This window comes from Wolbachia endosymbiont (group B) of Sphaerophoria taeniata (genome assembly GCF_947179355.1).
Lineage (GTDB): Bacteria > Pseudomonadota > Alphaproteobacteria > Rickettsiales > Anaplasmataceae > Wolbachia.
Map to the genome: position 1 here is coordinate 521,379 of NZ_CAMXAW010000003.1, position 25,021 is coordinate 546,399.

General features: G+C 35.3%; 20 protein-coding genes and 2 pseudogenes. 14 read left to right on the forward strand and 8 right to left on the reverse strand.

Going from position 1 to position 25,021, the window contains the following annotated elements:
• Positions 1-1,452: an ATP-dependent protease ATPase subunit HslU gene (gene hslU, locus ONG75_RS06485; protein WP_264330724.1), complete on the forward strand. Its 1,452-nt coding sequence runs from the start codon at positions 1-3 to the stop codon at positions 1,450-1,452.
• A 76-nt stretch (positions 1,453-1,528) separates the two neighbouring features.
• On the opposite strand, the gene tnpC (ONG75_RS06490) is transcribed toward hslU, so the two are convergent.
• The 3 genes from tnpC (ONG75_RS06490) to ONG75_RS06500 all read right to left on the reverse strand — a co-directional run bounded on the left by tnpC (ONG75_RS06490) (position 1,529) and on the right by ONG75_RS06500 (position 4,671).
• Positions 1,529-2,911, reverse strand: coding sequence for an IS66 family transposase (gene tnpC / locus ONG75_RS06490; RefSeq protein WP_264375454.1), 1,383 nt, complete (start codon positions 2,909-2,911; stop codon positions 1,529-1,531).
• Between the two features lie 112 nt (positions 2,912-3,023).
• The gene (locus ONG75_RS06495) at positions 3,024-3,896 is read right to left on the reverse strand and encodes an FKBP-type peptidyl-prolyl cis-trans isomerase (protein ID WP_264376055.1); all 873 of its coding nucleotides are present in this window, start codon (positions 3,894-3,896) and stop codon (positions 3,024-3,026) included.
• Entirely contained in the window at positions 3,889-4,671 is a 783-nt protein-coding gene (locus tag ONG75_RS06500) for a polyprenyl synthetase family protein (protein ID WP_064085854.1), read from the reverse strand. The genes ONG75_RS06495 and ONG75_RS06500 overlap by 8 nt, the downstream gene beginning before the upstream one ends.
• Before the next feature lie 127 nt (positions 4,672-4,798).
• On the opposite strand from ONG75_RS06500, the gene acpP reads away from it, so the two are divergent.
• Complete coding sequence (gene acpP, locus ONG75_RS06505) at positions 4,799-5,059, forward strand: acyl carrier protein (protein ID WP_064085853.1); 261 nt, start codon at positions 4,799-4,801, stop codon at positions 5,057-5,059.
• A 6-nt stretch (positions 5,060-5,065) separates the two neighbouring features.
• Positions 5,066-6,337, forward strand: coding sequence for a beta-ketoacyl-ACP synthase II (gene fabF, locus ONG75_RS06510; RefSeq protein ID WP_264376056.1), 1,272 nt, complete (start codon positions 5,066-5,068; stop codon positions 6,335-6,337).
• Between the two features lie 83 nt (positions 6,338-6,420).
• Here the strand turns inward: fabF and ltrA are convergent, their stop codons facing one another.
• Positions 6,421-7,890, reverse strand: a complete 1,470-nt coding sequence (ltrA, locus tag ONG75_RS06515; protein WP_264375419.1) for a group II intron reverse transcriptase/maturase — start codon at positions 7,888-7,890, stop codon at positions 6,421-6,423.
• A 985-nt stretch (positions 7,891-8,875) separates the two neighbouring features.
• Here ltrA and murA point away from each other — a divergent pair.
• A complete protein-coding gene (gene murA, locus ONG75_RS06520) occupies positions 8,876-10,153 on the forward strand; it encodes a UDP-N-acetylglucosamine 1-carboxyvinyltransferase (RefSeq protein ID WP_264376057.1) in 1,278 nt (425 codons plus the stop codon).
• Positions 10,154-10,162: 9 nt separating this feature from the next.
• On the forward strand, positions 10,163-11,005 hold the full coding sequence (gene thyX, locus ONG75_RS06525; RefSeq protein WP_264376058.1) for an FAD-dependent thymidylate synthase: 843 nt from the start codon (positions 10,163-10,165) through the stop codon (positions 11,003-11,005).
• Between the two features lie 267 nt (positions 11,006-11,272).
• Here the strand turns inward: thyX and ONG75_RS07900 are convergent.
• A pseudogene (locus tag ONG75_RS07900) lies at positions 11,273-12,189 on the reverse strand (IS5 family transposase).
• 587 nt (positions 12,190-12,776) lie between these two features.
• On the opposite strand from ONG75_RS07900, the gene ONG75_RS06540 reads away from it, so the two are divergent.
• The 9 genes and pseudogenes from ONG75_RS06540 (at position 12,777) to tnpC (ONG75_RS06575) (ending at position 23,913) form a co-directional block, all read left to right on the forward strand.
• A complete protein-coding gene (locus ONG75_RS06540) occupies positions 12,777-14,168 on the forward strand; it encodes an ankyrin repeat domain-containing protein (protein WP_264376061.1) in 1,392 nt (463 codons plus the stop codon).
• Between the two features lie 133 nt (positions 14,169-14,301).
• Complete coding sequence (gene recR / locus ONG75_RS06545) at positions 14,302-14,901, forward strand: recombination mediator RecR (RefSeq protein ID WP_405197680.1); 600 nt, start codon at positions 14,302-14,304, stop codon at positions 14,899-14,901.
• Positions 14,902-14,904: 3 nt separating this feature from the next.
• Positions 14,905-16,125 (forward strand): KAP family P-loop NTPase fold protein, encoded by a 1,221-nt coding sequence (locus tag ONG75_RS06550; protein ID WP_264376062.1) that lies wholly within the window; start codon positions 14,905-14,907, stop codon positions 16,123-16,125.
• A gap of 158 nt (positions 16,126-16,283) precedes the next feature.
• Positions 16,284-18,188, forward strand: coding sequence for a molecular chaperone HtpG (gene htpG, locus ONG75_RS06555; RefSeq protein WP_264376182.1), 1,905 nt, complete (start codon positions 16,284-16,286; stop codon positions 18,186-18,188).
• 38 nt (positions 18,189-18,226) lie between these two features.
• The gene (locus ONG75_RS06560) at positions 18,227-19,108 is read left to right on the forward strand and encodes a hypothetical protein (protein ID WP_264376063.1); all 882 of its coding nucleotides are present in this window, start codon (positions 18,227-18,229) and stop codon (positions 19,106-19,108) included.
• A gap of 650 nt (positions 19,109-19,758) precedes the next feature.
• Positions 19,759-20,154, forward strand: a pseudogene (locus ONG75_RS07905) (ankyrin repeat domain-containing protein); the annotation flags it as partial.
• A gap of 985 nt (positions 20,155-21,139) precedes the next feature.
• Positions 21,140-21,400 (forward strand): TomO hydrophobic C-terminal domain-containing protein, encoded by a 261-nt coding sequence (locus ONG75_RS07910; RefSeq protein ID WP_458694719.1) that lies wholly within the window; start codon positions 21,140-21,142, stop codon positions 21,398-21,400.
• 150 nt (positions 21,401-21,550) lie between these two features.
• Positions 21,551-22,306 carry a hypothetical protein gene (locus tag ONG75_RS06570; protein WP_264376065.1) on the forward strand — a complete coding sequence of 252 codons (756 nt, stop codon included), beginning with the start codon at positions 21,551-21,553 and terminating at the stop codon, positions 22,304-22,306.
• Between the two features lie 224 nt (positions 22,307-22,530).
• Positions 22,531-23,913 carry an IS66 family transposase gene (gene tnpC / locus ONG75_RS06575; RefSeq protein WP_264375454.1) on the forward strand — a complete coding sequence of 461 codons (1,383 nt, stop codon included), beginning with the start codon at positions 22,531-22,533 and terminating at the stop codon, positions 23,911-23,913.
• Here the strand turns inward: tnpC (ONG75_RS06575) and ONG75_RS06580 are convergent.
• The 3 genes from ONG75_RS06580 to ONG75_RS06590 all read right to left on the reverse strand — a co-directional run bounded on the left by ONG75_RS06580 (position 23,896) and on the right by ONG75_RS06590 (position 24,960).
• Positions 23,896-24,237, reverse strand: coding sequence for a helix-turn-helix domain-containing protein (locus ONG75_RS06580; RefSeq protein ID WP_264376066.1), 342 nt, complete (start codon positions 24,235-24,237; stop codon positions 23,896-23,898). The two genes, tnpC (ONG75_RS06575) and ONG75_RS06580, sit on opposite strands and share 18 nt — an antisense overlap.
• Before the next feature lies 1 nt (position 24,238).
• Complete coding sequence (locus tag ONG75_RS06585; protein WP_264375456.1) at positions 24,239-24,574, reverse strand: helix-turn-helix domain-containing protein; 336 nt, start codon at positions 24,572-24,574, stop codon at positions 24,239-24,241.
• 104 nt (positions 24,575-24,678) lie between these two features.
• Entirely contained in the window at positions 24,679-24,960 is a 282-nt protein-coding gene (locus ONG75_RS06590) for a JAB domain-containing protein (protein WP_264376067.1), read from the reverse strand.
• Positions 24,961-25,021 lie beyond the last annotated feature (61 nt).

The following is a 25,021-nucleotide window of genomic DNA, read 5'->3' on the forward strand; positions in this document are numbered from 1 at the left end:
ATGTCAAGAACTTTGTGTACCAATTCTTCTGGTCAACCTGTAGTAGGTCAATCTGATAATAATGATGACTGCAATAAAAAAAACGGCCTCTATGAAAATGAAGGTACAGAAAGTAGCAGCATTCAAAGCTCACAAGCTTTATTAGATGATCTACCACCACAGAAGATAGTTAAAGAGTTGGATAGATTTATAATCGGACAGAATGACGCAAAGCGCGCTGTTGCTATTGCACTCAGAAATCGTTGGCGTCGAAATAAAGTCCCACTTCCACTACGTGAAGAGATTATACCTAAGAATATACTCATGATAGGCCATACGGGAGTTGGTAAAACTGAAATAGCTCGCCGTTTAGCAAAGCTTGCTGGTGCACCTTTTATAAAAGTTGAAGCAACGAAATTTACTGAAATAGGATATGTTGGACGTGATGTTGACTCGATAATACGTGATTTAGTTGATGCAGCAATAGTTTTAGTTAAGGAAAAAGCACGTAAAGCCTTAACTAAAAAAGCTTTAGGTTTGGCTGAAAAGATAATAGTCAACTCCATGGTTGGTGAAGATGCAACCGAGGAAAGCAAAAAAGTTTTCAGAGAAAGACTGAGAAATAAGGAATTTGAAGATGGAGAAGTTTCTATTAACGTCAGGGAGAGCAAAGGTATGTTACCCACTTTTGATATACCTGGCATGCCAGGTGGGCAAATTGGTGTGATGAACGTAACAGAAATCGTGGGCAAGATGTTTAATGGGAGCAAAAAAACAAAAACTATTACAGTTAAAGTGAAAGAAGCACGTGAAATATTGATTAATGAAGAAAGCGAAAGGTTAATGGATGAAGACAAGATAATCAAAGAAGCGATTGATCTTGTTAGCAATGAAGGCATAGTGTTTTTAGATGAAATAGATAAAATTGCAGCACGTACAGAAATAAAAGGTGAAGTCAACAGAGAAGGAGTGCAGCGCGATCTGTTACCATTACTTGAGGGAACAACTGTTTCAACTAAGTATGGCCCCGTAAAAACAGACTATATATTATTTATTGCATCTGGTGCTTTTCATTTATCTAAGCCATCTGATCTTTTACCAGAATTACAGGGTAGATTGCCAATTAGAGTGGAACTTAAGGCGCTTACTCAAGAGGATCTAATAAAAATATTAAAGGAACCAGAATCTAGTTTGTTAAAACAGTATATAGCGTTAATGAAAACGGAAAATGTAACACTTGAGTTTACTGATGATGGTATAGAGACTATAGCTGAAATAGCATTTACAGTTAATAGAGAAGTGGAAAATATAGGTGCAAGAAGACTTCATACTGTCATGGAGAAGCTTTTGGATGAAATAAGTTTTATCGCTTCTGAAAAAAATAGTGAAAAATTTGTTATAGATAGCAAATATGTAAGAGATAAACTAGAGTCAATTTCAAAGCAGCTTGATTTATCTAAATTTATACTTTAGAGGAAGCCTACTTTAAGTAATATAGAGCATTCAAGAGGTTTTATGTATCCGTTCAGTATCCGTTCAGGAGAGTGGTTTAAGAAACAATAGATAAGAGGTTTTGGAAAGGATTGAGACCCCTTTGTTTCCATGTTAAGTATAACGAAATTATCCGTTCAAGGAATGCATTTCCCCGCTTTGATTGTGTAAAATACGAATTTTTGCGGTAAACGACATAATGCCGTATCTGCTGTTCAGCATGGTTGTTTGTCAGCGGAATGTTTTTTGGGTCATCTAAAAAATTCCACATCATTCTTTCAGATTTCAAAATATTTTTCGCAACTCGAGAGGCTCCAATTGCTTCAGGTAAGTAGGATATTTCCTTCAAGTAATACCTTGTACGTTTTCGCAACTTTCTGGCACGTCTGGCAAATCTAAAAACATCTATCTCATTTTTTAGCAAAGCCTTTTTTAGTGCAAATAATTCAGTAGCTACATTTCTTAAGTAACAGCCAAGAACTTTGACTTCAATATTCCAACTATGCGCTAATCTTTCAAAATCCCTTGCTAAGTGTGCCCAGCAGATTTGCCTTTTTTCATCAGCAAAGTAATTGTATACTGCGTACCTGTCGGTTACCACTAAGCTATTATGATTGCAGCATGCGTTATTTTTTAAAACTTTCATTCCTCTTGACTCTGTCAACTTCACAAAACTTGCCGTATTGCTTGCAAACATCCAACACCAAGCGAGTTTACCTTTGTTATAATGGCTCGTTTCATCAATATGTAGAACTTTACTCCTACTTATCTCTTGTTCGATCTGCTCATACATTTTTTTGCATTTTGAAGCAACTCTATGTTCACTATTTGATATGCTAACGACGCTTATGTTCAAATTGAAGATATCATTTACGACACTCGCTATTTCGCGTTTTGAATTTTTGTAGAATCCGCTGAACGCTGCAATTATTGACTTAACCCTTGGACCAAATGTATCTGACGTAACACCTTCTGGTAACTTACTGCTTCTTCTTTTTCCGCATCTCCGGCAACGACCATGCTCCATCTGATATTCCACTACATAAGGCCTAATTTCCGGAAGATCAACTTTTTGATGAATGTACGGTCCATTGCATATTGCAATCCCTCCTCCGCATTCACAAGTAGATGACAACTTTACTTTTATCACCTCATCTGCATCCATTTTGGCGCGAAAACTTCCTTTATGACCAACCTGACCACCAACGTTTCTGTCGCTCTTTGGCTTGTCCTTTTTTATTTTGTACAACTCTCTAGAGCTTGGTAGAGATGAATTTTTCGAGTTTAAACCAAGCCTTTCCTTTAATTCAGCGTTCTCTATCTTTAAAGCCTTGTTCTCTGCTTTTAAACTTTCATTCTCCCTTTCCAGCTTTTCTATTTTTGCTTCTAACTTTTCTATTTTTTGCTGTAAATTTTTGCAAAGCTCTAAAAGGTTTACCACATTACCTCACTTTTGCTCTATGATTATCTTTTTAGATCACCTTGTCTACCTTATTCTGCCACTCCGCTGAACGGATACGGTTTTATTTTTTCTTACTTCGTAATTCTTTAAGCTATTTTTCAATAGTAGAATTCAAGCTTAAATCAATTATTGCAATATCACAATCTATGCCTTTTGTTAACACATCAGTTAAAAGATCAGGTGGAGAAAGAACTGTTCTTTTATTACCAGCTCTCATTCCCACAACTCCAAGTTCTATAGCAAGTGGTATTTTTTTGTCACCAACCTTAAACTGCACTATTTGATCTTTGATTATATACTCACCATTATGTCTCTTTATGCTATATTGAACTGATATCTCATCGCCACATTTTACTCGTTTTCCAGTTTTGTTAATTAAGTCATTAAAAATCATTAGGTTATTTACTGAATCAGGATATTTATCTTTTACTTCAATCAGTTTGATGTAATAAGAGTTAAAACTCATTTTGTTGTCATCAGCGGCAATAGTAACTACACGCTCTCCACCTTCTTTCATACCTATTACCCCTAAACTCACTTCTTTTAAGTAATCCTGACCTATTTTCAAATTGACATCAGTCGGAAGTAGCGTTGCTAGGTTGTTGGAGACTTTGTACATTTGTAGCAGAACTTCTTGGCCACAGAAAACTTTACTGCCACTGCCTTCAGTAATTTCATAAAAGTTTATCATCTCTTCTTCTTTTTGCTGTGTTATTTCTTCTAAATATTCTGCTAACCCATGCTTTTCAATATAACGATCAAGAGCTGATTCAAGTATCGGCCTGACCAAATAACTTGCTATCATCTGTGTCAAACCACCATGTGTAGCATTTATTTCGTAAAGCTTTTCCCTTTTCTCTGGTTTATCTTTGTTTATATAAACAATCGTAATTATAAAAGCAGAAGCTAAAGTGAGAATCATTACTACAGAGATAAACATTTGTAATATAATTTTTCTAACCATCTTTTTTTACTTGATTCAATAAATCATATAAGTCATTAGTATTCCCTGAAAGCGTACTTAAATTATCTGAGGCCTGTTTAAAGAGACTATCTATATAGTTTTCCATTTCATTTTTTCCAAGCACGGACATTAAATTGTTTGTTTTATCTTGCTCATAATCTTCGATATCATCCTTGGCTTGAAAAATAAGCCCTAGATTTATTCCATAGTTATATAATGCTTCCCGCTCCTTGTCTGTAGCGCCTCCTATTATAGCCCCTATTTCACATGAAGCTGCAAATAGTTTTGCAGTTTTCATCAAATGAATTTCTTTTATTTTGTCAAAATCTGCACCTATATCTAAAATCTGCCCTCCCACCATTCCCTTCATTCCTATTGCTTGAGAGAGCACTTTTATGATCTCACAATTTAACAAAGATAATACCTCAAAAGCCAGGGTAAGTAATGCATCTCCAGCCAGTACTGCTGTTGCTTCACCAAATTTTTTGTGGCAGCTTGGCTGGCCTCTGCGGGTGTCACTGTTATCCATACATGGCAGATCATCGTGAATTAGGGAATAAGCATGAATAAATTCAATTGCTGCTGCTGCTGTTATTGCTTTTTCAACCTTTATGTTGAATATCGACGAAGATGCTATAACTAAAAAAGAACGTATATGTTTTGCAGGAGCAAGAAGCACATAACGCATAGCTGATATAAGTTTATTCTCGCTATTTTCAGGTAAGAGCTTATTCACTTCTACAACAAGCAAATTTTTTGTTGTTTCGTCTAGCATTTTTAAATTTATTAACTATTGAGTGCTAAGAGATAGGAAGTTTTTAATAGTTTATATAATCATAAAAGCTATTGCAAACATCAAAATTTCTTATAACATCAGAGAATAGGTTATTTTTTAGTAAGAAATGAGCGAATTGGCAAAAAGCACTAGGGAAGATATAGAAGAAAAAGTAAAGAAGATTATACTAGAGCACATCAGTAAGGATGTAGAGGGATTTAGTAGTTCTTCAAAGCTTTCAGACCATGGCACAGATAGTTTAGATGCAGTTGAAATAATCATGGCAGCTGAAGAAGAATTTGGTATAGAGATTCCTGACGAAGATGCACAAAAAATGGAAACTATGGAACAGATAGTTGAATATGTAGTAAACAAAGCAAACAATTGATGTTGAATGAGCAGAAGAGTAGTAGTTACCGGTGTTGGCTTAATTACTCCACTAGCAGCAGATGTTAATAACACCTGGTCAAAGCTGAAAGAAGGTAAATCTGGCATCAAAGCAATCAATACAGATAGGTTCGACTCTTCTGATCTTGCTTGTCAGGTTGCAGGGCAGGTGCCTGTGCAATCCGATAACATTGAGCATTATTTTAATCCACCAGATTATATTTTTGAAAAAGACCTAAAAAGAACAGATCGTTTTATTCACTACGGAATTGCAGCAGCTATTCAGGCAGTAGAAGATTCACTAATTTTGGAAAATAAAAATATTAATAAAGAGCGAATAGGTGTAGCTATTGGTTCTGGTATAGGTGGTCTTCCATCAATTCAGGAAAATGTAATTACCATGCAGGAGAAGGGGCCTAGACGTGTTAGCCCATTTTTTGTTCCTGCAAGTCTAATAAATTTGATATCTGGTCATATTTCTATTAAATACGAATTTATAGGTCCAAATGACTCAGCGGTTACTGCATGTGCAACAGGTGCGCATGCGATTATAAACTCAGCAAGAGCTATAAAACTCGGTGAAGCTGACATTATGATTGCAGGCGGAGCAGAAAGTGCGTTATGCAGAGTTGGAATTGCAGGTTTTGCATCGATGAAGGCGCTATCAACTAAATTCAATGATAAGCCTGAAGAGGCCTCAAGGCCATGGGACGAAGAACGCGATGGATTTGTCATGGGCGAAGGGGCAGGTATATTAGTTCTGGAAGAATATGAACATGCAAAAAAAAGGGAAGCAAAAATATATGCAGAACTCACTGGATATGGGTTAACAGGAGATGCGCACCACATCACAGCACCACATCCAGAAGGAAGAGGCGCACTTAAGGCAATGGAACTTGCTTTAAGGAGTGCACAAGTAAGCCCAAGTCAAATTGGGTATATCAATGCACATGGGACTTCAACAACACTTGGGGATAAAGTTGAAGTAATAGCAATGAAGCAGTTATTCGGTGACTATGCCTATAAAATACCTGTTTCCTCGACTAAATCTTCTATAGGACATTTACTTGGTGCCGCAGGAAGTGTTGAAGCAATATTTAGTATCCTTGCATTAAACAATGGAATTGTTCCACCAACTTTAAACCTACACAAACCTTCAGAAGGGTGTGATTTAAATTTTGTACCACTTAAAGCTCAAGAGCATAAAATTCAATATGCGCTTTCTAATTCATTTGGTTTTGGTGGTACCAACGCGTCTCTCATCTTTGGAAAGGTATAGTTAATTATGCTATTTTGGTAGGGTCGAGAACTGGCGCGCCTCTTTAGGGCTTGGTGGCTGATCCATTATTTTCATGTTGGGCCTCAATCCAAAATTCCCATGTTTACGTTTCCAGCTCCCGCCTCGTCAAACGCAGCATGCAGTTTTCCCGCACTACGCTTTCCTAGCAGATTCTTACCAAAGTTTATAACATCTTGTACTGGGGCTGCTTTCGGAACGTAATATCTTAATCTATAGTCTTTATATAGACCTAGTGTTTCGTATATCCATTCGCTACTCCACCTCTCCCAGCCAAATCCTTTTGCTTTTCTAGCTTTCATTAATTTGCGTCTTACTTTCTTCTCTACCCATAGTTTCACGTAGTTAAAGTTTCGACCTGAGTTTCCTATCCTAAAGTAGTTTGTCCACCCTCTCAGTATTGGATTAATGATATTTATCACTTTCCATATTGGTTGCGATTTGTGGTCGCGAAATACCTCCTTCAATTTTTGAAGTAAGTTTGTCCGCGCTTTCATCTGTGGTGTTGTTTGTACCCTCCACTTTCCTTGTTTTGTGATCTTCTCTCGAAAATCAAATCCTAGAAAGCTGAATGTCTCTCTTTCCTTTAGGTTAATTACTTTTGTCTTTTCTTTATTTACTTCTACCTTTAGTTTTGCTAATTCTTCTTGTACTCTTCTATACACTAATTTTTCTAGCCATTCCCATCTCTGGTGCCCATCTATCAGTATCACTAAATCGTCTGCCCATCTGGCGTATTCTATATGTCGATATTTTCCCTCTTTTGTCACCTCTTTTGCCTTCTCTAGCATTTTATCTACCTCATTTAGGTATATATTGCTTATTAGTGGTGAAAGTGGTGATCCTTGCGCTATTCCTCGTTTCCCTCCTACTTTGAGGATTAGCTTGATCAAGTGCATGATTTCTTTATCATTTACTCTTTTGGAAATCTTTTCCATAAGAATATGGTGTCGCACATTGTCGAAGTAGGATTTCAGATCTATGTCAATAACTTTTGTATTGCCTTTGATTGCTGCTTTCGATACTTTATCAATTGCTTCATGCGCTTTTCTCCTAGGTCTATATCCATATGATCCGTCCTGAAAGTCAGATTCAAATATTGGTTCAAGTATTAGCTTCAGTGCTGTTTGCACTATTCTGTCCCGGATGCAGGGTATGTTCAACGTTCTGAGTTTTCCCCCAACTTTTGGTATTTCCTTCCTCCGGTTCCTATTTGGGCTATAGGTTTTGGTTATTAGTTCGTGTCTTATTTGTTGAAGATACTTTTCTAAGCCTTCTGCCTCTATCGATTCAAATGTCACCCCGTCTATTCCTGGTGCCCCTTTGCTCTTCTTTGTCAGCTTATATGCTTCTTCTAGTGTCTCCATCTTGCAGACGTGAACATAGATTCCCCAGAATCGCCATTCCGGTTCTGTTTTCGCTTTGGTATATATCTTTCTTCTCAGGTCTTGTAATTTTATTGGCATTTTTATCATTTTTACCTTTACCTTCCTTTTTGTTAAAAGATTTCTACTAGTAGGGTGCCTTTGCTCCATGAGAGTTACCTCACTTCTTTACTACTACGCACCCATCCGCCACCCTCTCATCTTCGGTTCTTTTCCTGTTTTCCAGTTATAGAACCTACCACTCCAAGGTATTTCTCCTTGGGATGAGGAGGGCTTCTCCAGTTGCTTTGTATGTCCTCATTACCATGCTATCACTACCACCCCGCTGAAGTAGAACAATTGTATCAGTCGTTTTTCAACTGCCTATTCTGCTTTCGCCCATTGACCGCTGGCTCAGCCTTCAGTTCTTATCGTTTTCGAGGCCACCTATATGTTTGCTTTCGCTACGGCCTGGTAATTCGCCATTATCCTATGATAACGTTGTCGGTAGGCTTCAACATTTTGCTTTCCCTCCACATTGCTACCCTAGCTACAGGACTTCGACTTTTATCCTGGTGGGTCTACCTCCCACTGAACATACTTGCCTTCTCTGGACACACAATCGACTACGAAAATGTCATTCGAGTAGCTGAAACTGGAATGGCTTTGTTGCATCGCTACCTATGAAAGGCTAACTATACAAGCAACTTATTGAAAATCTTATTTTTTTGCAGTCAATCTGATCAAATTTAAGAATAGTAATTTATTGTTTGTATTAGTAAATTTAATTCTACTTAAAATAGCTAAAGCATTGAAATTATTGAATTTTAGCTAGATTAGTGAATGGTAGTAAAATTTCTTTTACTCAAATTTAGATATTCACTGACCGTCCTTACTATAAATGCTAGAATAATAAGCTACTGATATTCTTCATCTTTTTTATCTTTAATCCGCCGTAGATAGCGATGCAACAAAGCCAACTGGAATCCAGTTAAATTGGTCAGCATAAAAGTAATGTTGAAATATAACATTTTGATGATGATGAAGAAATGGATCCCAGTGTCAGCTACTCGAATGACAGAAGAAGAAAAAGCAAAATTTTGCCTTTTACCGCTAACCTATTATACTTACTTGATAAGTTCTATCGCTTGATTAAATGCATAAAATATTAGTAAGAAGTAACCATAAGCCCTTGATTGGAAAAATCAAGATTAATGGTTCAAAGAATGCAGTCTTGCCAATAATGGCGGCAAGCTTGTTTAGTAATTCTTCAATAACTTTGCATAACGTACCTGATTTAATTGACGTGCATTTGATGTCTGAGCTGCTTAAGAGTCTTGGTGCAGAAGTAAATTTTATATGCAATAAAGACTATAAAGCAAATCATACTTTGGAAATTGACTGTAGCAATATCAATAACCATTTAATATCACATGAAATTGCAAGCAGACTGCGAGCATCTTTTTTAATGCTAGGTCCAATGCTCAGCAGATTTGGTAGAGTTTCAACAGTATTTCCTGGTGGATGTAATATTGGAAAACGTCCTGTTGACATTCATATCAAGGCACTTGAAGCAATGGGAGCTAAAATTGAAATTGATAGCTGTAATATAACTGCAACAACAAAGGGAAAATTGCAAGGCAAAGAAATAACATTTGAAAAAGTAAGTGTTGGCGCAACAGAAAACATAATCATGTCAGCAACACTTGCAGAAGGAGTAACAACAATAAACAATGCCGCAACGGAGCCGGAAGTTCTTGATTTAATAGAGTTTCTAAAAAAAATGGGTGCCAATATTGAAGTTAACAACACAAAAATCACAATAGAAGGCGTTGATGAATTAAACGGATGTGTCCACACAATCATACCAGATCGGATAGAGGCCGGTACTTATGCTTTGGCTGCTATCATTACCGACGGCGAGCTAAAGTTAGAAGGAGTAAGTTTGTCTGATATAGAATGTATTGCAAATGAATTGAAGACTATAGGAGCCAGAGTTGAGTTACATGATGATGGTATTATTATTTCTAGAAAAAATGGCTCTATTAAATCTGCTCACGTTGCAACAAATCCATATCCCAACTTTCCCAGTGATATGCAACCACAACTAATGTCTGCAATGTGCATTGCAGATGGAATATCAATCATTGAAGAGAACATTTTTGAAAGTAGATTTGCACATGCGAATGAGTTAAGAAAATTAGGTGCTAATATTAGCATCGAAAAAAGTAAAGCTACTATAAGTGGAATAAAGAGCTTATCTGGAGCTAATCTGCATGCTAATGACTTAAGGTCAACAGCAGCTTTAATTCTCGCTTCTTTGGTAGCTAAAGGAGAAACTACAATAAATAACTCACATCATTTATGGAGAGGATATGAGGCAATGCACGAAAAACTCAATTCATGCGGGGCTGATATTTTCGTTTCATCTTGAGAATATATTATGAATGAGACAACTAAGCGAACTACAGTAAAAGAGATAGATAAAATTCTATACGAAGAACATAAGGTGTTAGATCATGGATTTGTTCGAGTGATTGATTATATGGGCTCTGATAGCGCCATAGTTCAAGCTGCTCGTGTTTCTTATGGAAAGGGAACAAAACAGATAAATCAAGATGAAGCGCTTATAAAGTATTTGATGAGGCATCATCATACAACTCCATTTGAAATGTGTGAAATTAAGTTTCACGTGAAACTTCCAATTTTTATTGCAAGACAGTGGATAAGACACAGAACTGCAAATGTGAATGAATATTCCGGAAGGTATTCGATACTTGATAATGAATTTTATATACCAGAACAGGTTGCAAAACAATCTGATAATAATAAACAAGGCAGCGGTGAAGCTTTTGACTCAAGTACTTCAAAAGAAATAATAGATTCTCTAATAAATGATTCTAATTTAGTATATTCTCATTATGAGAAATTTATTGAACAGGGCCTTGCAAGAGAAATTGCCCGAACTAATCTAACACTTAATTACTATACTCAGTTTTATTGGAAAATAGATTTACACAACCTTCTTCACTTTTTAAGGCTTAGAGCTGATCAGCACGCCCAATATGAAATTAGAGTCTATGCAGAAGTTATGTTGGACATAGTAAAGAAATGGGTCCCGCTGGCCTATAATGCTTTTGTTGAATACTCGCTAAAATCAGCCTGCATTTCAAAAACTGGTCTTGAAATAATTCGCAAGCTAATAAAAGGAGAAAATGTTACGAGAGAAGAAAGTGGCATGGGTAAAAGAGAATGGGATGAGCTGATGTCTATACTTGGTAAATAATCTTGAAGATAAATGTATAGTTGTTATTTACATAGCGTTTGCAGGATAGCTGTACAAAACCCAAACCAGTCACAGCTGTACGAACATTTTGGTAATTTGCATAGTAGACGATGTCATTCCAGTGCTTGACACTGGAATCTAGTTTCACCTTATGATGGTGTTATTCAAGTAGCCTCTATCCAAGTGCCCCTTTGGTGTCATCAGAGTAGCTGATACTGGGATGGCTTTGTTGCATCACACTTTATGAGATGGTGATTTATGGTAAATTCATGTAACTATCTCAAATTTAGCCATACCAATACCAGTGAATTTGTTGAGCAAATAGCACTTAATTAGTAATTCTTTTTCACGATTTACTTCAGATTTATTCCTAAACAAATACTTGCTTCAACCTTGAGAAAAATCCTTCTATATAAGATCTTTTCCCATAATGTACTTCCTTTTTCCACTCTTTTACACCATCTTGTCCATATAATTTTATTAACCTAATAGCAGCATTTCTGTCAGACATATAATCTATTTTTGAATGTTCTGCTGCATCCTTTTTTGGTAGAACTTTTGTCTTTATATCGTATTTCTTACACAATTTATAAAGTTTTTGCCTATCGTATGCCCTATCTGCATATAATGCTTTTATTTTGTGCTGAAAATTAACTTCTTCAAGCAAATCGCAAGTGGTCAGAGTAGACGCCATTACTGTATCTTGCAGCTATAGCTTTTTTACTATTCACACTTAACATAACATGTAACTTTCTTACTTGCTCGTAGCTTCGGTACTTTCTATCTGCACTGTTTTCCTTACTGTGGCCAGGAGTGTTACTGTAAATTTGTGCTATCTATGATAATTTCAATATTTTCCATGTTGCTTTTATCAATCCTGCAATCATTTATCTTAATATTAAGTTTTTTTTGATGCTTGTGAATAGCTGCAAATTTTTTCCTATTTGTTGCAGATATCCTTTTATAAACCCGACTGTTTGTCTTAAACCAATTCTAAAGAAACTGACGATTATATGCACTAAAATCACAACTTTATCACTATAAATATAGTTGCCGCCCTGCATTTTTGGACTATTTTCATACCAATTTTCGATAGCTTCATCGATGTAACGAAAAATATTCCCCCTTTTTTCAAGGAATTTGTTATATTCGTTTTGGTTACTGACTTTCATTTTCTGTGGCATATTTTTTCTTCAACAGTTAAAAAGCCCACTGGGATCCAACTAAGTTACTTTACAACGTTTTTCGCACAAAAGGACTGGATTCTAGCGTCACGCGCTAGAATGACATCAACTTTTGAATTCCAGTTATGCAAGAAATCTATTCATTTGAAACTTGTTTGAGAAACGTAGCTATAAAAACCGCAGGTACCAGTTGGTTTTTATTAGCTAAAATAAAGGTCAAATATCTGGAATTCTGGACATAAAATCCCCCTGTAAAAAAGATTAGAAAAAAATGCAGCGCACATACGACAGATATACACTGAAGAATACATTTTTTATGAGTTTAATAAAAAAGGTCTGCAGACGGAGATAGATTTTTGAGCTCAATAAATATCTCTAATTGTAATTATAATTGGATTCAAAATACGCGGAAGTAATTTTTTTAGCTATAAAATAATTCTGTCTTGTAAAAGTTTAACAAGAGAACCAAAAAGTTAGTGTCATAAATATTTTTATCAAAAACTATTTTAAAAAAATTTAAATAGAGTTGAAAAATTTTAAAGATGAGATACCCTACCTGAAATGCAATCCCTGTAAAATAAAGAAATATGAAAGGTGAAATAAACACTGCAGCAAATTTTCAAGCAGAAGACCTTGAGTCTAAAAATGCTACAGATCTTGATTGTTTAGCTAACTCTCTAAATTCTTTGAATGCAAAGAGTGCTGAGATTAAAGATAAAAGGAACGATGTGCCTTTTTCCAGTAGAAAAAGCAACTCGCATGTTTTAGAACTTTTTTCTAGTGAAAATGTTGAGATTAACATTCCAGATGAAACACCTTGTGCCACTCGGAGTGAATCAGGTATAGCTGAACTGTTTAGAGGTATAGCTGGGTTGTTTAAAGGCAGGGGTAGTATGAACATAAACCTTTATCAATCTAAAGTGAAACGTAGCTCTGCAATTGATTACAGTACTACAGAAAGTATAGGGTCACGGCTATTAAATATCTGTGAAGGAGAAGAAGAAGATATCTATTTTGACCAAGAGATTGATTCTCTATATAAAGAGGGCTGTTTGTATGATGCCTTATTGTTGCAAGATAAGAAAAATCAGGACACACCTTTACATTTGGCCATAAAAAAAAATCGTGCTGATTTTGTAAAAAAGCTTTTGTCTATTCTTAAGGAACCATACTGTTCGAATGAGTTTTACAAGCACAAATATTTTGAACGTAAGCAAGAGAATGAAAAGCCGCTTTCTAAAGTTATTAATACTAAGAACAAAGACGAAAAAGATGTAATTACTCTGGCTATTGAAGGTAATAATTCAAAATGCGTTTCAGTTCTTTTCGACTACTTAACTCGTGAACATATTAACAGAAGGAAAGATGTTGAAAGTGAGTACACACCTCTACACGAAGCTGTGCTTCTTGGCAAGAATGAAGTAATCAAAGAGCTTCTAAAATCAAGAGATATAGATACTGAATTTATGGATAAGGAATCTTACAAAGCATATAATTATGCTAATAACAAAGAGGCAATAGAATTGTTTATTAAGCACTATAGTAGTAAAATTAGTGAGTTGCGTATAAAATTAGAAGATAATAATAAAAAACTAGCGCGAATTAAGTGCGTCCTAAACAAAACAAAACTTACTTGCGTATGCTTAGCAGCCTTCGGCTCTTGTTTTAGAATGTATAAAAATTCTCATGACATAATAAATGAAGAAGTGAGTGAAGATATGTTATATTATTCTCTTGAATTGCTCTCCAACACTACAGGTCTAATATTATTTTTTAATTATTTGATCGACACAATACTTTCCAAGTATGAAGAAAAAAATTCTAGTTTGAATAAAGAATCGGACAGTTATGTGGAAGAAAGAAATATGTTGAAAAATAAATTACGTCATTTTCAAAAAAGAAGTACCGTAGTAACTACGCAAATGTGTGAGATAATTTCAGTTATACCTGAATCAGAGTTAGGTTACAGTAGATTGTGATTACATTAATTTTTTCAAGACAGTTCTAAAAAAAAGTGGGAAATCTTTTTCATAGCCAATCAAACTAAGCTTTCTTTACGAAAGGTTTGATGTTATCATTTTATAAACTATATCCTGAATTTGTTAAATGAACATTAATATAAAGAATTTAGTTCATGCTTTTTCTAAATTGCCAAGTTTAGGTCCATCATCATCACGAAGGTTAGTTATACATTTGCTCCAAAATAAAGAGAAAGTCATGCTACCGCTTGCATCTTTGATTAGAGAGCTAGCGGATCTTATAATAGAGTGCAAAATTTGTGGAAACCTAGATACTAAATCGCCGTGTTCTATTTGTACTAACCCAAAGCGTGACACCAAGTTAATGTGTGTAGTAGAAGAATTGGGTGATCTATGGGCATTTGAAAAAGGGAATATATATTCAGGTATGTATCATGTTTTGGGTGGAAGGCTATCAGCAATAAATGGCATAGGTCCAAAAGAACTGAATCTTGATAACATTCCCAAAAGAGTTACAGAATTTAAAATTGAAGAGGTCATTATTGCAATCAATCCGACATTAGAAGGCCAAGTTACTGCGCAATATATAATTGAATTGCTAAAGAATTCGAATGTAAAAATATCGCGCCTTGCTTGTGGTATACCGATAGGTGGAGAAATTGACTACCTAGATGAAGGGACTCTGAAGATAGCGCTTACGTCAAGACAAGAGTATGAGTTAAATATAAAGTAAGGTATGTGCTTAAAAAAACTTACATCGCTAATAACCTTCAGAAAAAAAGAAGAGAAACAATTGCCTAAGGTAATAAATTGGGAAGGTGATTGCTTGGGTTATAAGCAAATTGCAAGTAAATTTAGTTCTATAATCAAGACAATCGACAAGTCTTTTTCAATCGTATCCTTAGAAGGATATGATAAGTGGGGTAAGACATTTTTCTTGAAAGAATGGGTAAAGGATCTAGAGCAGCAAAATGAAATTGCAGCTTATTACAGCGCATGGGATATTAGTGCGCTAGATCAACCATTGCCTTCTTTTTTGCATTTCTTGTTTGAGGATCTATTCGCATCATACAAAGTAAAAAGGAGTGTTATACAGCAGTTCAAAAACATAAATCAAGAACTATTTTCTCTTAATACATTAGGAAAGCTGATCAGTAAATCTCCACTTGCTATGCTTTCAGTATTTCTCGATGCTGCAAAAGAGGCTGATAAGAAAGACATTGGTTTTGTCTTGGGTGAATTAAATCTTCTCCAAAGGAGAAAAGAGAACATTAGAGACTTTAAGATACAACTAGCAGATGTGGTTAATAAAATCAGGAAAGACAAAAACATTTATATAATGGTCGATGATCTTGATATATGTCGCCCTAAATTCATTGTCGATTTTTTAGAATCCATAAAGTACATGCTTGATGTCGAGGGACTGGTTTTCATTATCTCTGTTAGCCAAGATAAGAGTAATGTGCAAAGAGCAATTAGCACAATACTTGGACCAAATTTTAGCCTAAAATCTTTTACTGATCTCTCTTTGCATTTGCCAAAACAGCCAACAGAGCAGTTTATAAGAAAACTGTTTGAAAGTTCTGAATTACCGAAAAAATCAAAGAGCTTAATTATAGATAGCTTTATATTTTATGCAGAAAGCTTCTCATTATCACTGCAGGCAATACAATACTGTATAAGGAGAATAAAGCTATGTTTTTTGAACCATGCAAAAGAAGAATTACTTGATTCGAATTTGTTTACATTTTTAGTAATACTACAGTCAGTAAACACTGATTTGTACGAGGAATTATATTCATCACCTCAGAAAGTACTGGAGAAGATTGAGAGTGATTTAATGCCAAATGGTCAAGAAGAATGGAAAAAGCTTAAAATCTCTCTTGAGACTACTTTTAAAAAAAAAGAATCAAAGACTAACAAATCTTTGAAGCAAATAAGAGATATTATATTCTAGCACTTTCTTCTTAATTTGCATGACACAATGGTTGTACTTATTCCAGTTTAGCATTGGAACCATAAGTTGGCCCACATAAATTTTAGCATGTGTGACCTTGAAAGATCGCAGTGCAATACTTAAATTATTAGAGTAGTAGGCTAATAATGGAGCTCAAAATGCACAACATACAAGAAACTGAAAGTTTAAAATTTGACGCTGAAGTAGGCAAAGTACTAAATATAGTAATTCATTCACTTTATACTAATAAGGATATTTTCTTGCGTGAGTTAATATCAAATGCATCAGATGCATGTGATAAATTGCGCTATGAATCACAATTAAATGCTGATTTATTAGATTCAAGTGATGAGTTGAAGATTACTATTAGCTCCAGTAAAGATAAGAATGAGCTGTATATAACCGACAATGGAATTGGCATGAACAGGCAAGATTTAATAGATAATCTTGGCACGATTGCAAGTTCTGGTACGCAAAAATTCTTGGATGCAATTAAGAATAATAAAGATTCGAGCCAAGCTGTAGAGCTGATTGGAAAGTTTGGTGTTGGTTTTTATTCAAGCTTCATGGTTGCTTCAGAAGTTATAGTAGAATCAAGAAAAGCCGGAGAAGAAGAGTCTTGGGTGTGGAAATCTAAAGGAGATGGAGAGTATTCAATCAGCAAATTAGATGGTCAAATCTCTCGTGGCACAAAAATTACGCTCATCATGCGTCCTGAAGAAAGCGAATTTTTAGACAAATTCCGTATTGAAAACATCGTTACTACTTACTCTGACCACATAAATTTTCCCGTTGAGTTTGTAAATGAAGAAGGAAAAAGTGAAAAATTAAATAGCAAAGCTGCAATTTGGACTAAGCCAAAAAATGACGTTACTCCAGAAGAGCACAACGACTTCTTCCGTGGTGTTGCACATGTGGGCGGTGAGCCTTGGATGATATTTCATAATAAAAATGAAGGTGCAATAGAGTATACGAACTTGCTTTATGTTCCTTCTATCAAGCCTTTTGATTTATTTCATCCAGATAGACGCTGCTCTGTAAAATTGTATGTAAATAAAGTGTTTATCACTGAAGATAATGTGCAGATTATACCGCAGTACTTGCGTTTTTTGAAAGGTGTGGTTGATTCACCGGATTTGCCTCTCAATATCAGCAGAGAAACACTGCAAAATAATCGTGTAGTTGAGCAGATTAGGAAATCTTTAACTAAGCGCATAATATCAGAGCTCGGCAAAAAAGCAAAAGATAATTTAGAGGAATACACAAAATTCTGGGGCAATTTTGGTGCGGTGTTAAAAGAAGGTCTTTGCGAAGCTATGCCAACTGATGAAAGAGAAGCATTGCTTTCCATTTGCAGATTTCATAGCACCAGTGATGGTAAGCTAGTTAGCATTGATGATTATATAAGCAGAATGAAGCCTGAACAGGAACATATCTACTATCTCACAGGAAATAGTCTCGATTCAGTAAAAAACAGTCCACAACTTGAAGGATTCGTCAGCAAAGGATTGGAGGTGCTTCTATTTGTTGATCCAGTTGATGATTTCTGGACTAGCGTGATTCATGAATATAAAGATCAAAAATTTAAATCTGTAACTCGTGCTGATGTTGATTTAGAAAAATTCTCTTCAGAAGAAGGTAAGAAAGATGAAGAAAATAAATCAGATGAAAACAAAAGCGAAGAAAACGCGGATTCTATACTCGAATACTTCACCAAGGTTCTTGGAAGCTTAGTAAAAAGTGTAAAGATCTCTAAGAAATTAACCGATAGTCCTGTGTGTCTAGCAGTTGATGAAGGAACTATGGATCTCCGTATGGAGCGTTTTTTACGTGAACAGAAGCAGCTAAATTACCGCACGCCAAAAGTACTTGAAATTAACATTAAGCATCCTTTGATAAGAAACATAATGGAATCTCACGCTGAAAATGGTGAAAATCCAACACTTGGAGATATGATTTACTTATTGTTCTATCAAGCTTGTATAGTGGAAGGTGAAGAGATGGAAGACGTAAGTCTATTTGCTAAAAGGCTCAATAACTTGCTTGGCAAAATTTCTATTTAATGCTATACTTAGTTTAGCTAATAATTAGGGGGTAAAACATGGGGTGGAATTTACTTGGTGGGCTCATGCCGCCAGCAGTAGATACTGCAGAAGAAAGGGAGCGTCGCCATTCCAGAGATTCAGGTGCTGAAGAAGAATTCGAAGTTTTAGAACAAGAAGAAATTAAGGAGCATCGTCATTCTGGAGATTCAGGCAATTGTTCAGAGGTTGAGGAAGGACAAAATACTAACAGAGCAATTGAATTGGAATTTCAGCTAACACAATCTTTGCTAAGTCAAGTAAAGGCAGGTGAGAATAATAGGAATGCAAATTCTGGCAAGCAAGCACAACTTGATTTGGAAAGAATGGATTTTTTAATTAATGGGCAAACAATAAGCAAAGCGTATGTTCACGAGTCATATTGCCAGCACAATCACTTAATTTCGAGTGAAAATGCAAATTACCGCCTGTTTGCTAAGCAAGTTTTCACAGAAATGTTTAAATATGCTAAGGCAGAAACTCCAAATGACAATATATTAGAAGAGTTAATTACTAATTGCAATCAGGCTGGGTATGATGGCTCTTTGTTAATGCAGCTCTCTCCTATATTCTCTAAGCATAAACTAAGCTTGCCTCATGCCAACGATAGAAAGATAAGTATTGTATATAATAGCCAAGGTTCTCTCAATATTCAGTATTGTCCAAGTATGCCTGTTAGAGAACTTGATACGAATAAGGAAATATGCAGGGTTGATGCTATTTTAGAGTTCACCCTTAAGTTTCGAGACAGTAAGGTAGAGTATGAAAACGGCAAAGTAACACTTGCTATTCCTGAACAATTAGAGAATTACAAAGTTAATGGCAAAAGTTTGTTAGATGAAATAAATAGGCATTTCGAAGATGAGGATAATAGAATTACAGAGACTCTTGAGAAAATATGAATGAAGGACCTAAGTCATTTGCTGCTGAAGACTTGTCTATTACTGAGAGTTCATCTGATAGTAGTGAAGTAGCAAACAAAGTAGTTACTGATCCAGGCATTTTAGGTAATGTTGCGAATGTATTGGTAGGTGTTGCAGAAGTTACAGCAGTTGTAGCAACAGAGTTATTTTGGCCTCAAGATCAGGTTAATATAGAACCAAGGCATAATGAAGAAGAATTTACCATTATCCCTGAAAATTTAACCTTTGATGGATTAATAGACGTTATAAATAAAGCAAAAAATTATGGTGATTACACAGGTTTAGATAAAACTATAAATAATATAGAGGAAAGCGATAGATTTATTACTGATTTGAATTGTGGTAATTTGAAGGATTTTTGCTCTCAACAGCTTAATTTGACTGATCATACGCACAATGTGCTGTTGAATAATAGTTATGATGAAACAAATGGTTATTATAATCATTCAGTAAAAGAGCTTTCACTACTAGCCATTGCAGCTAATGATACGCTTGTGGAAAGATATGCAGAAACGCATAAAAGTATATTATTTACGCAAGATGAAGAGCTCGATAGGCTACTTATTGGTGTTGGTGGACAATGCTATATTAAGTTTTTATTAGAGCATTTGGATAAGCCGAATCATACTATGTTTTTGGATGGTATATGTAAAAAACTTGAAAGGGCATCTTTTGTTGGTAATCAAAAATGCGTAGAAGTGATACTAAATAGGTTTAAGAATACTGAGGCTGAAGGTAGAATTATTTTTTCATCTAAACTTTTGCACTATGCTATACACTTAGCTCCTGAAAGTAAAGCGGCAGAGGTAATTGTTAATCGTAAAGTTGTTGATATTAATAGTATAGATAATTCTGGAATTGCACCTTTGCATTATGCTGTAGCACGTGATAATTTTAAACTAATAAGCTTACTTATTGAAAATGGTGCTAATGTTGATGTTCAAGATGAGAGGCATGGCAGAACAGCTTTACATTGGGCTGCTTACCATGATAAATTTGAAATAGTAAAATTACTTGTAAACAAGGGAGCTGATTGGAACATTAAAGATAGAGATGGCAAAACAGCTTTAGATCTGGTAGGAACGAAAAGTTTATATTTGGTAAGGGAAGAAAACAGGGAAAAATCTTCTAGTGAATCAAAAATCACAAAATTTCTTGAAGGTTTAGATGATAAAACACCTTTGCATTTAAATATTAAAAAAGATCCAGAATTCAAAAATATTGATAATCAACGGCCACAAAGAAGTATTGTTGATAAAGGAGAAAACATTATGAATAATGAAAAGGCTTCAATAGAAGAAGCTATGGATAACAATTATAGGAGAGGTAAAATGCCTGGAAATGAAAAAATTATAGGAGAAAAATTGTCTAATGCTGTCGATAGAATCAATCTTACTGGTTTGATACATTTATTAAAGAAATTAGAAGTCAGCACATATGAACCTACTGTACAGAAGCTCTTGGACCAAGCAAATGACAAAATTACAAATTTGGAAGAGGGTGAGCAAAAAGAGGCTCTTGAACAAATAATACTATTTCTTGAAAATGAGCTCAAGCACACTGCTGCTACATTACCAGTAGACAACAATGTAGAAGCTGCTGCAAGTAGCCAAGAAGCTCCTTTGGTAGAGTCTAAAGAAAGCTCACCATCACTGAGTTCTGAGGAGGATGATTTTTCTAAACTTGAAGGTAATAAAAGTGATTGCTCTGCCGGAACTTCCTCAGACTCTAATAGTAATTCTCCATTTGAAAAAATTAGTGAAGAAGGTCATGAAACAAGAATATCTGTAATTGACACAGTGGAAGCTGAAGCAACAGCTAATGGTACTGTTTCTAGTAATTCTGTTCCTTGTACTTTAAGAGTAGAATTAACAAGTGATGATGAAGATGAACTTCTTTCGATTGAAATTGAAGATGTTAATAATGATATTAACGTTAATCAACCTACTGAGCATGTAGAACAAGTTGCTAACGGAAATGGACAGCCAAAAACAGAATTGCCAAGAATTAATGAGCAAAGCAGCAAAAGTGGCCTCAAAAAAAAATCCACAAAATACAAAGAAGTATGTTGTAGCTGCTTCTGCGCTTGCAATAGCCGGTATTGTTTCAGGGGTGGCTGTTGCAGTTTACTTGGAAATGTTAGCGGTAGGAATAGCAGTTGCAGCTTGTTGTCTTATTGCAGCTACAGTTACATACTGCTGTAGACCTAAAAGCTTAATTGAGAATGGTGAGCCTGCAGAGATTGTGTTCAAGGAAAGGTCTGTATACTAAATATAGTAGTCTATCATTTAATAATTTATTATAATTATATTGATTGTTAATAGATAAAAACTTGGTGGACTACGAAGAGATGCTTGCTAAGTTGACAAAATTGCCATTTAATGCTACACTTAGCTTAGCTACTAATTAGTGAGGAAAAACATGTTAGGTTCAGATTTTGTATCACAGGAATCAAACAAAATTTTAAAGAAATCAGATTCTAGGGATTCAGGAACTGAAGAAGGGTTTGAAATTTTAGAACGAGAGGAAAAAGAGCGCCGTCGTTCTGAGGATTCAGGTAATGAAAGTCAAGAAGAATCTGGCGTTAATAATTCTGATACTAAATCTAGTGCAGTAACTACGTTAGAATTTCAGCTAACACAATCTCTGCTGGGTCAAGTAAAGGCAAATGAGAATAATGAAGATGTAAAGTCTGGTAACACAGCTTATCAAGACCTATATAGAACGGATTTTTTTGTAATCAATGATCGCACTATAGATAATAGTTTCATTAAAGGGTTATATGATAAATATAATGAGGGAGATGATAAACGTCTGTTTGCAAAGTATGTTTTTACGGAAATTTTTAAACATGCTAAAGCAGAGGTTCCGAATGATTCCCTCATAGAGGAATTAACCACAAGTTGTAATCAAGCGGGGTATATGGCTTTCCTTGCTATCCGAATACATAGTATATTAATAAAATATCAGGTACTTTCTAGCGATTCTTACAAGAAGATCATGTACATCGATTGTTCTGATGAGAATTATGTACGCATTAACTATAAGTCATCAATGGTGGCACGCAATTCTGATGAGCCAGAGAAGGAGATATGTGAATTAGACAGTTTACTTAGATTCACACTTAAATTTCATAATGGTGAAGTAGAGTATGAAAATTGTAAGTTAAAAATGTGATATAAAAGAGATAAGAGGGAAAGATAACCCTACTCACTATAGGAATAGGGCTATCACGGGCGTGTGCGACCGAATGAAAGTTGGTATTACAACCGTAGCCATCAAGGTAAACTAGCCCCATCTCTCGATACGTTTGAATAGTTGCAGTATCCGTTCAGCGGAGTGGCAGAATAAGGTAGACAAGGTGATCTAAAAAGATAATCATAGAGCAAAAGTGAGGTAATGTGGTAAACCTTTTAGAGCTTTGCAAAAATTTACAGCAAAAAATAGAAAAGTTAGAAGCAAAAATAGAAAAGCTGGAAAGGGAGAATGAAAGTTTAAAAGCAGAGAACAAGGCTTTAAAGATAGAGAACGCTGAATTAAAGGAAAGGCTTGGTTTAAACTCGAAAAATTCATCTCTACCAAGCTCTAGAGAGTTGTACAAAATAAAAAAGGACAAGCCAAAGAGCGACAGAAACGTTGGTGGTCAGGTTGGTCATAAAGGAAGTTTTCGCGCCAAAATGGATGCAGATGAGGTGATAAAAGTAAAGTTGTCATCTACTTGTGAATGCGGAGGAGGGATTGCAATATGCAATGGACCGTACATTCATCAAAAAGTTGATCTTCCGGAAATTAGGCCTTATGTAGTGGAATATCAGATGGAGCATGGTCGTTGCCGGAGATGCGGAAAAAGAAGAAGCAGTAAGTTACCAGAAGGTGTTACGTCAGATACATTTGGTCCAAGGGTTAAGTCAATAATTGCAGCGTTCAGCGGATTCTACAAAAATTCAAAACGCGAAATAGCGAGTGTCGTAAATGATATCTTCAATTTGAACATAAGCGTCGTTAGCATATCAAATAGTGAACATAGAGTTGCTTCAAAATGCAAAAAAATGTATGAGCAGATCGAACAAGAGATAAGTAGGAGTAAAGTTCTACATATTGATGAAACGAGCCATTATAACAAAGGTAAACTCGCTTGGTGTTGGATGTTTGCAAGCAATACGGCAAGTTTTGTGAAGTTGACAGAGTCAAGAGGAATGAAAGTTTTAAAAAATAACGCATGCTGCAATCATAATAGCTTAGTGGTAACCGACAGGTACGCAGTATACAATTACTTTGCTGATGAAAAAAGGCAAATCTGCTGGGCACACTTAGCAAGGGATTTTGAAAGATTAGCGCATAGTTGGAATATTGAAGTCAAAGTTCTTGGCTGTTACTTAAGAAATGTAGCTACTGAATTATTTGCACTAAAAAAGGCTTTGCTAAAAAATGAGATAGATGTTTTTAGATTTGCCAGACGTGCCAGAAAGTTGCGAAAACGTACAAGGTATTACTTGAAGGAAATATCCTACTTACCTGAAGCAATTGGAGCCTCTCGAGTTGCGAAAAATATTTTGAAATCTGAAAGAATGATGTGGAATTTTTTAGATGACCCAAAAAACATTCCGCTGACAAACAACCATGCTGAACAGCAGATACGGCATTATGTCGTTTACCGCAAAAATTCGTATTTTACACAATCAAAGCGGGGAAATGCATTCCTTGAACGGATAATTTCGTTATACTTAACATGGAAACAAAGGGGTCTCAATCCTTTCCAAAACCTCTTATCTATTGTTTCTTAAACCACTCTCCTGAACGGATACAATTTTTCTATATTCTCTTACTAATCTTGATATTTCTTCGCTGCCTACATCGCTGTGAAAGGCCTTATCATGCAAGTCTTCAGAGGCTTTGGTAAAAAAATATGACATATCAACAGACAAAGCTTCTGCTAAATTATACAATCTATCAACTACAAGCCTTACCTCTCCAGTTTCATATCCTTGTATATGCTGAAATGAAATTCCAAGCTTTTTTCCTAAGTCCCTTTGGCTAAAACCACATATTAGCCTTCTTTTCCTTATTCTTTCACCTATTTGCTTATCGATAGGATGTTGTATGGTCATTTTACGTATCAGATAATATACTTTGAGAAAAAGATTTTACCAATATATAAACTACACTACGTAACCTTTTGCTCTTAATTTCATTGTATCCTTTGACTAATTTTAATATCTCCTCATCATAAGCTTCATGTGAGTCGTCATGCACATCAGTAAAAAAATCAGCCACATTAATCGATAGAGCTTTTGCTAAGTCGTATAGTCTACTAGCCAAAATGTGGTTTGAACCATTTTCGTACCTTTGTATCTGCCTATATGAAACACCTATTTTTTTTCCTAACTCAGTTTGTGTTAAACCACAGTATAACCTAAGTTCCTTTATTTTTTTGCCTAATTCCACTTTTTATTACTAATTTTAGCTGTTCAAGCTTATATTGAATTTTTTAATTTATGAAGTGAAAAAAAAAGAAGGAAAGCTAGAGAACTTTCCTTTCAGTCTACAGATTACAATAAACCACTGTCATAAAAACTAAAATGGCTCTTCTGTGTTACGATTATATGATCTATTAATTTCATTCCTACATTTTCACAGGTTGCAGCTAATGTAAGTGTGTTATCTTCATCCTCTTTAGATGGCTCTATATCTCCACTTGGATGATTATGTGAAATTGCAACAGATGATGCGTCAATCAGTAATCCCTGTTTTATTATTTCCCTCACATATAGAGGCACTCTATCTATAGTTCCACAGTCTTGAACATACTCATTGGATTTTTCGAATAACAATTGCTTAAGATTTTATAAACTGTGCATATAGTACTCTATAAGAGAAGTGTGACAACTTCTC

Excerpts from the sequence above, each read along its gene's own strand:
- ONG75_RS06550 (WP_264376062.1), top strand. The coding sequence starts at position 14,905 with ATGTGCTTAAAAAAACTTACATCGCTAATAACCTTCAGAAAAAAAGAA.
- thyX (WP_264376058.1), top strand. The coding sequence starts at position 10,163 with ATGAATGAGACAACTAAGCGAACTACAGTAAAAGAGATAGATAAAATT.
- ONG75_RS06495 (WP_264376055.1), bottom strand. The coding sequence starts at position 3,896 with ATGGTTAGAAAAATTATATTACAAATGTTTATCTCTGTAGTAATGATT.
- hslU (WP_264330724.1), top strand. The coding sequence starts at position 1 with ATGTCAAGAACTTTGTGTACCAATTCTTCTGGTCAACCTGTAGTAGGT.
- ONG75_RS06500 (WP_064085854.1), bottom strand. The coding sequence starts at position 4,671 with ATGCTAGACGAAACAACAAAAAATTTGCTTGTTGTAGAAGTGAATAAG.
- murA (WP_264376057.1), top strand. The coding sequence starts at position 8,876 with ATGCATAAAATATTAGTAAGAAGTAACCATAAGCCCTTGATTGGAAAA.
- ONG75_RS06580 (WP_264376066.1), bottom strand. The coding sequence starts at position 24,237 with ATGACCATACAACATCCTATCGATAAGCAAATAGGTGAAAGAATAAGG.
- ONG75_RS06560 (WP_264376063.1), top strand. The coding sequence starts at position 18,227 with ATGGGGTGGAATTTACTTGGTGGGCTCATGCCGCCAGCAGTAGATACT.
- ONG75_RS07910 (WP_458694719.1), top strand. The coding sequence starts at position 21,140 with ATGAGCAAAGCAGCAAAAGTGGCCTCAAAAAAAAATCCACAAAATACA.
- ONG75_RS06570 (WP_264376065.1), top strand. The coding sequence starts at position 21,551 with ATGTTAGGTTCAGATTTTGTATCACAGGAATCAAACAAAATTTTAAAG.
- fabF (WP_264376056.1), top strand. The coding sequence starts at position 5,066 with ATGAGCAGAAGAGTAGTAGTTACCGGTGTTGGCTTAATTACTCCACTA.
- ltrA (WP_264375419.1), bottom strand. The coding sequence starts at position 7,890 with ATGGAGCAAAGGCACCCTACTAGTAGAAATCTTTTAACAAAAAGGAAG.
- ONG75_RS06540 (WP_264376061.1), top strand. The coding sequence starts at position 12,777 with ATGAAAGGTGAAATAAACACTGCAGCAAATTTTCAAGCAGAAGACCTT.
- htpG (WP_264376182.1), top strand. The coding sequence starts at position 16,284 with ATGCACAACATACAAGAAACTGAAAGTTTAAAATTTGACGCTGAAGTA.
- acpP (WP_064085853.1), top strand. The coding sequence starts at position 4,799 with ATGAGCGAATTGGCAAAAAGCACTAGGGAAGATATAGAAGAAAAAGTA.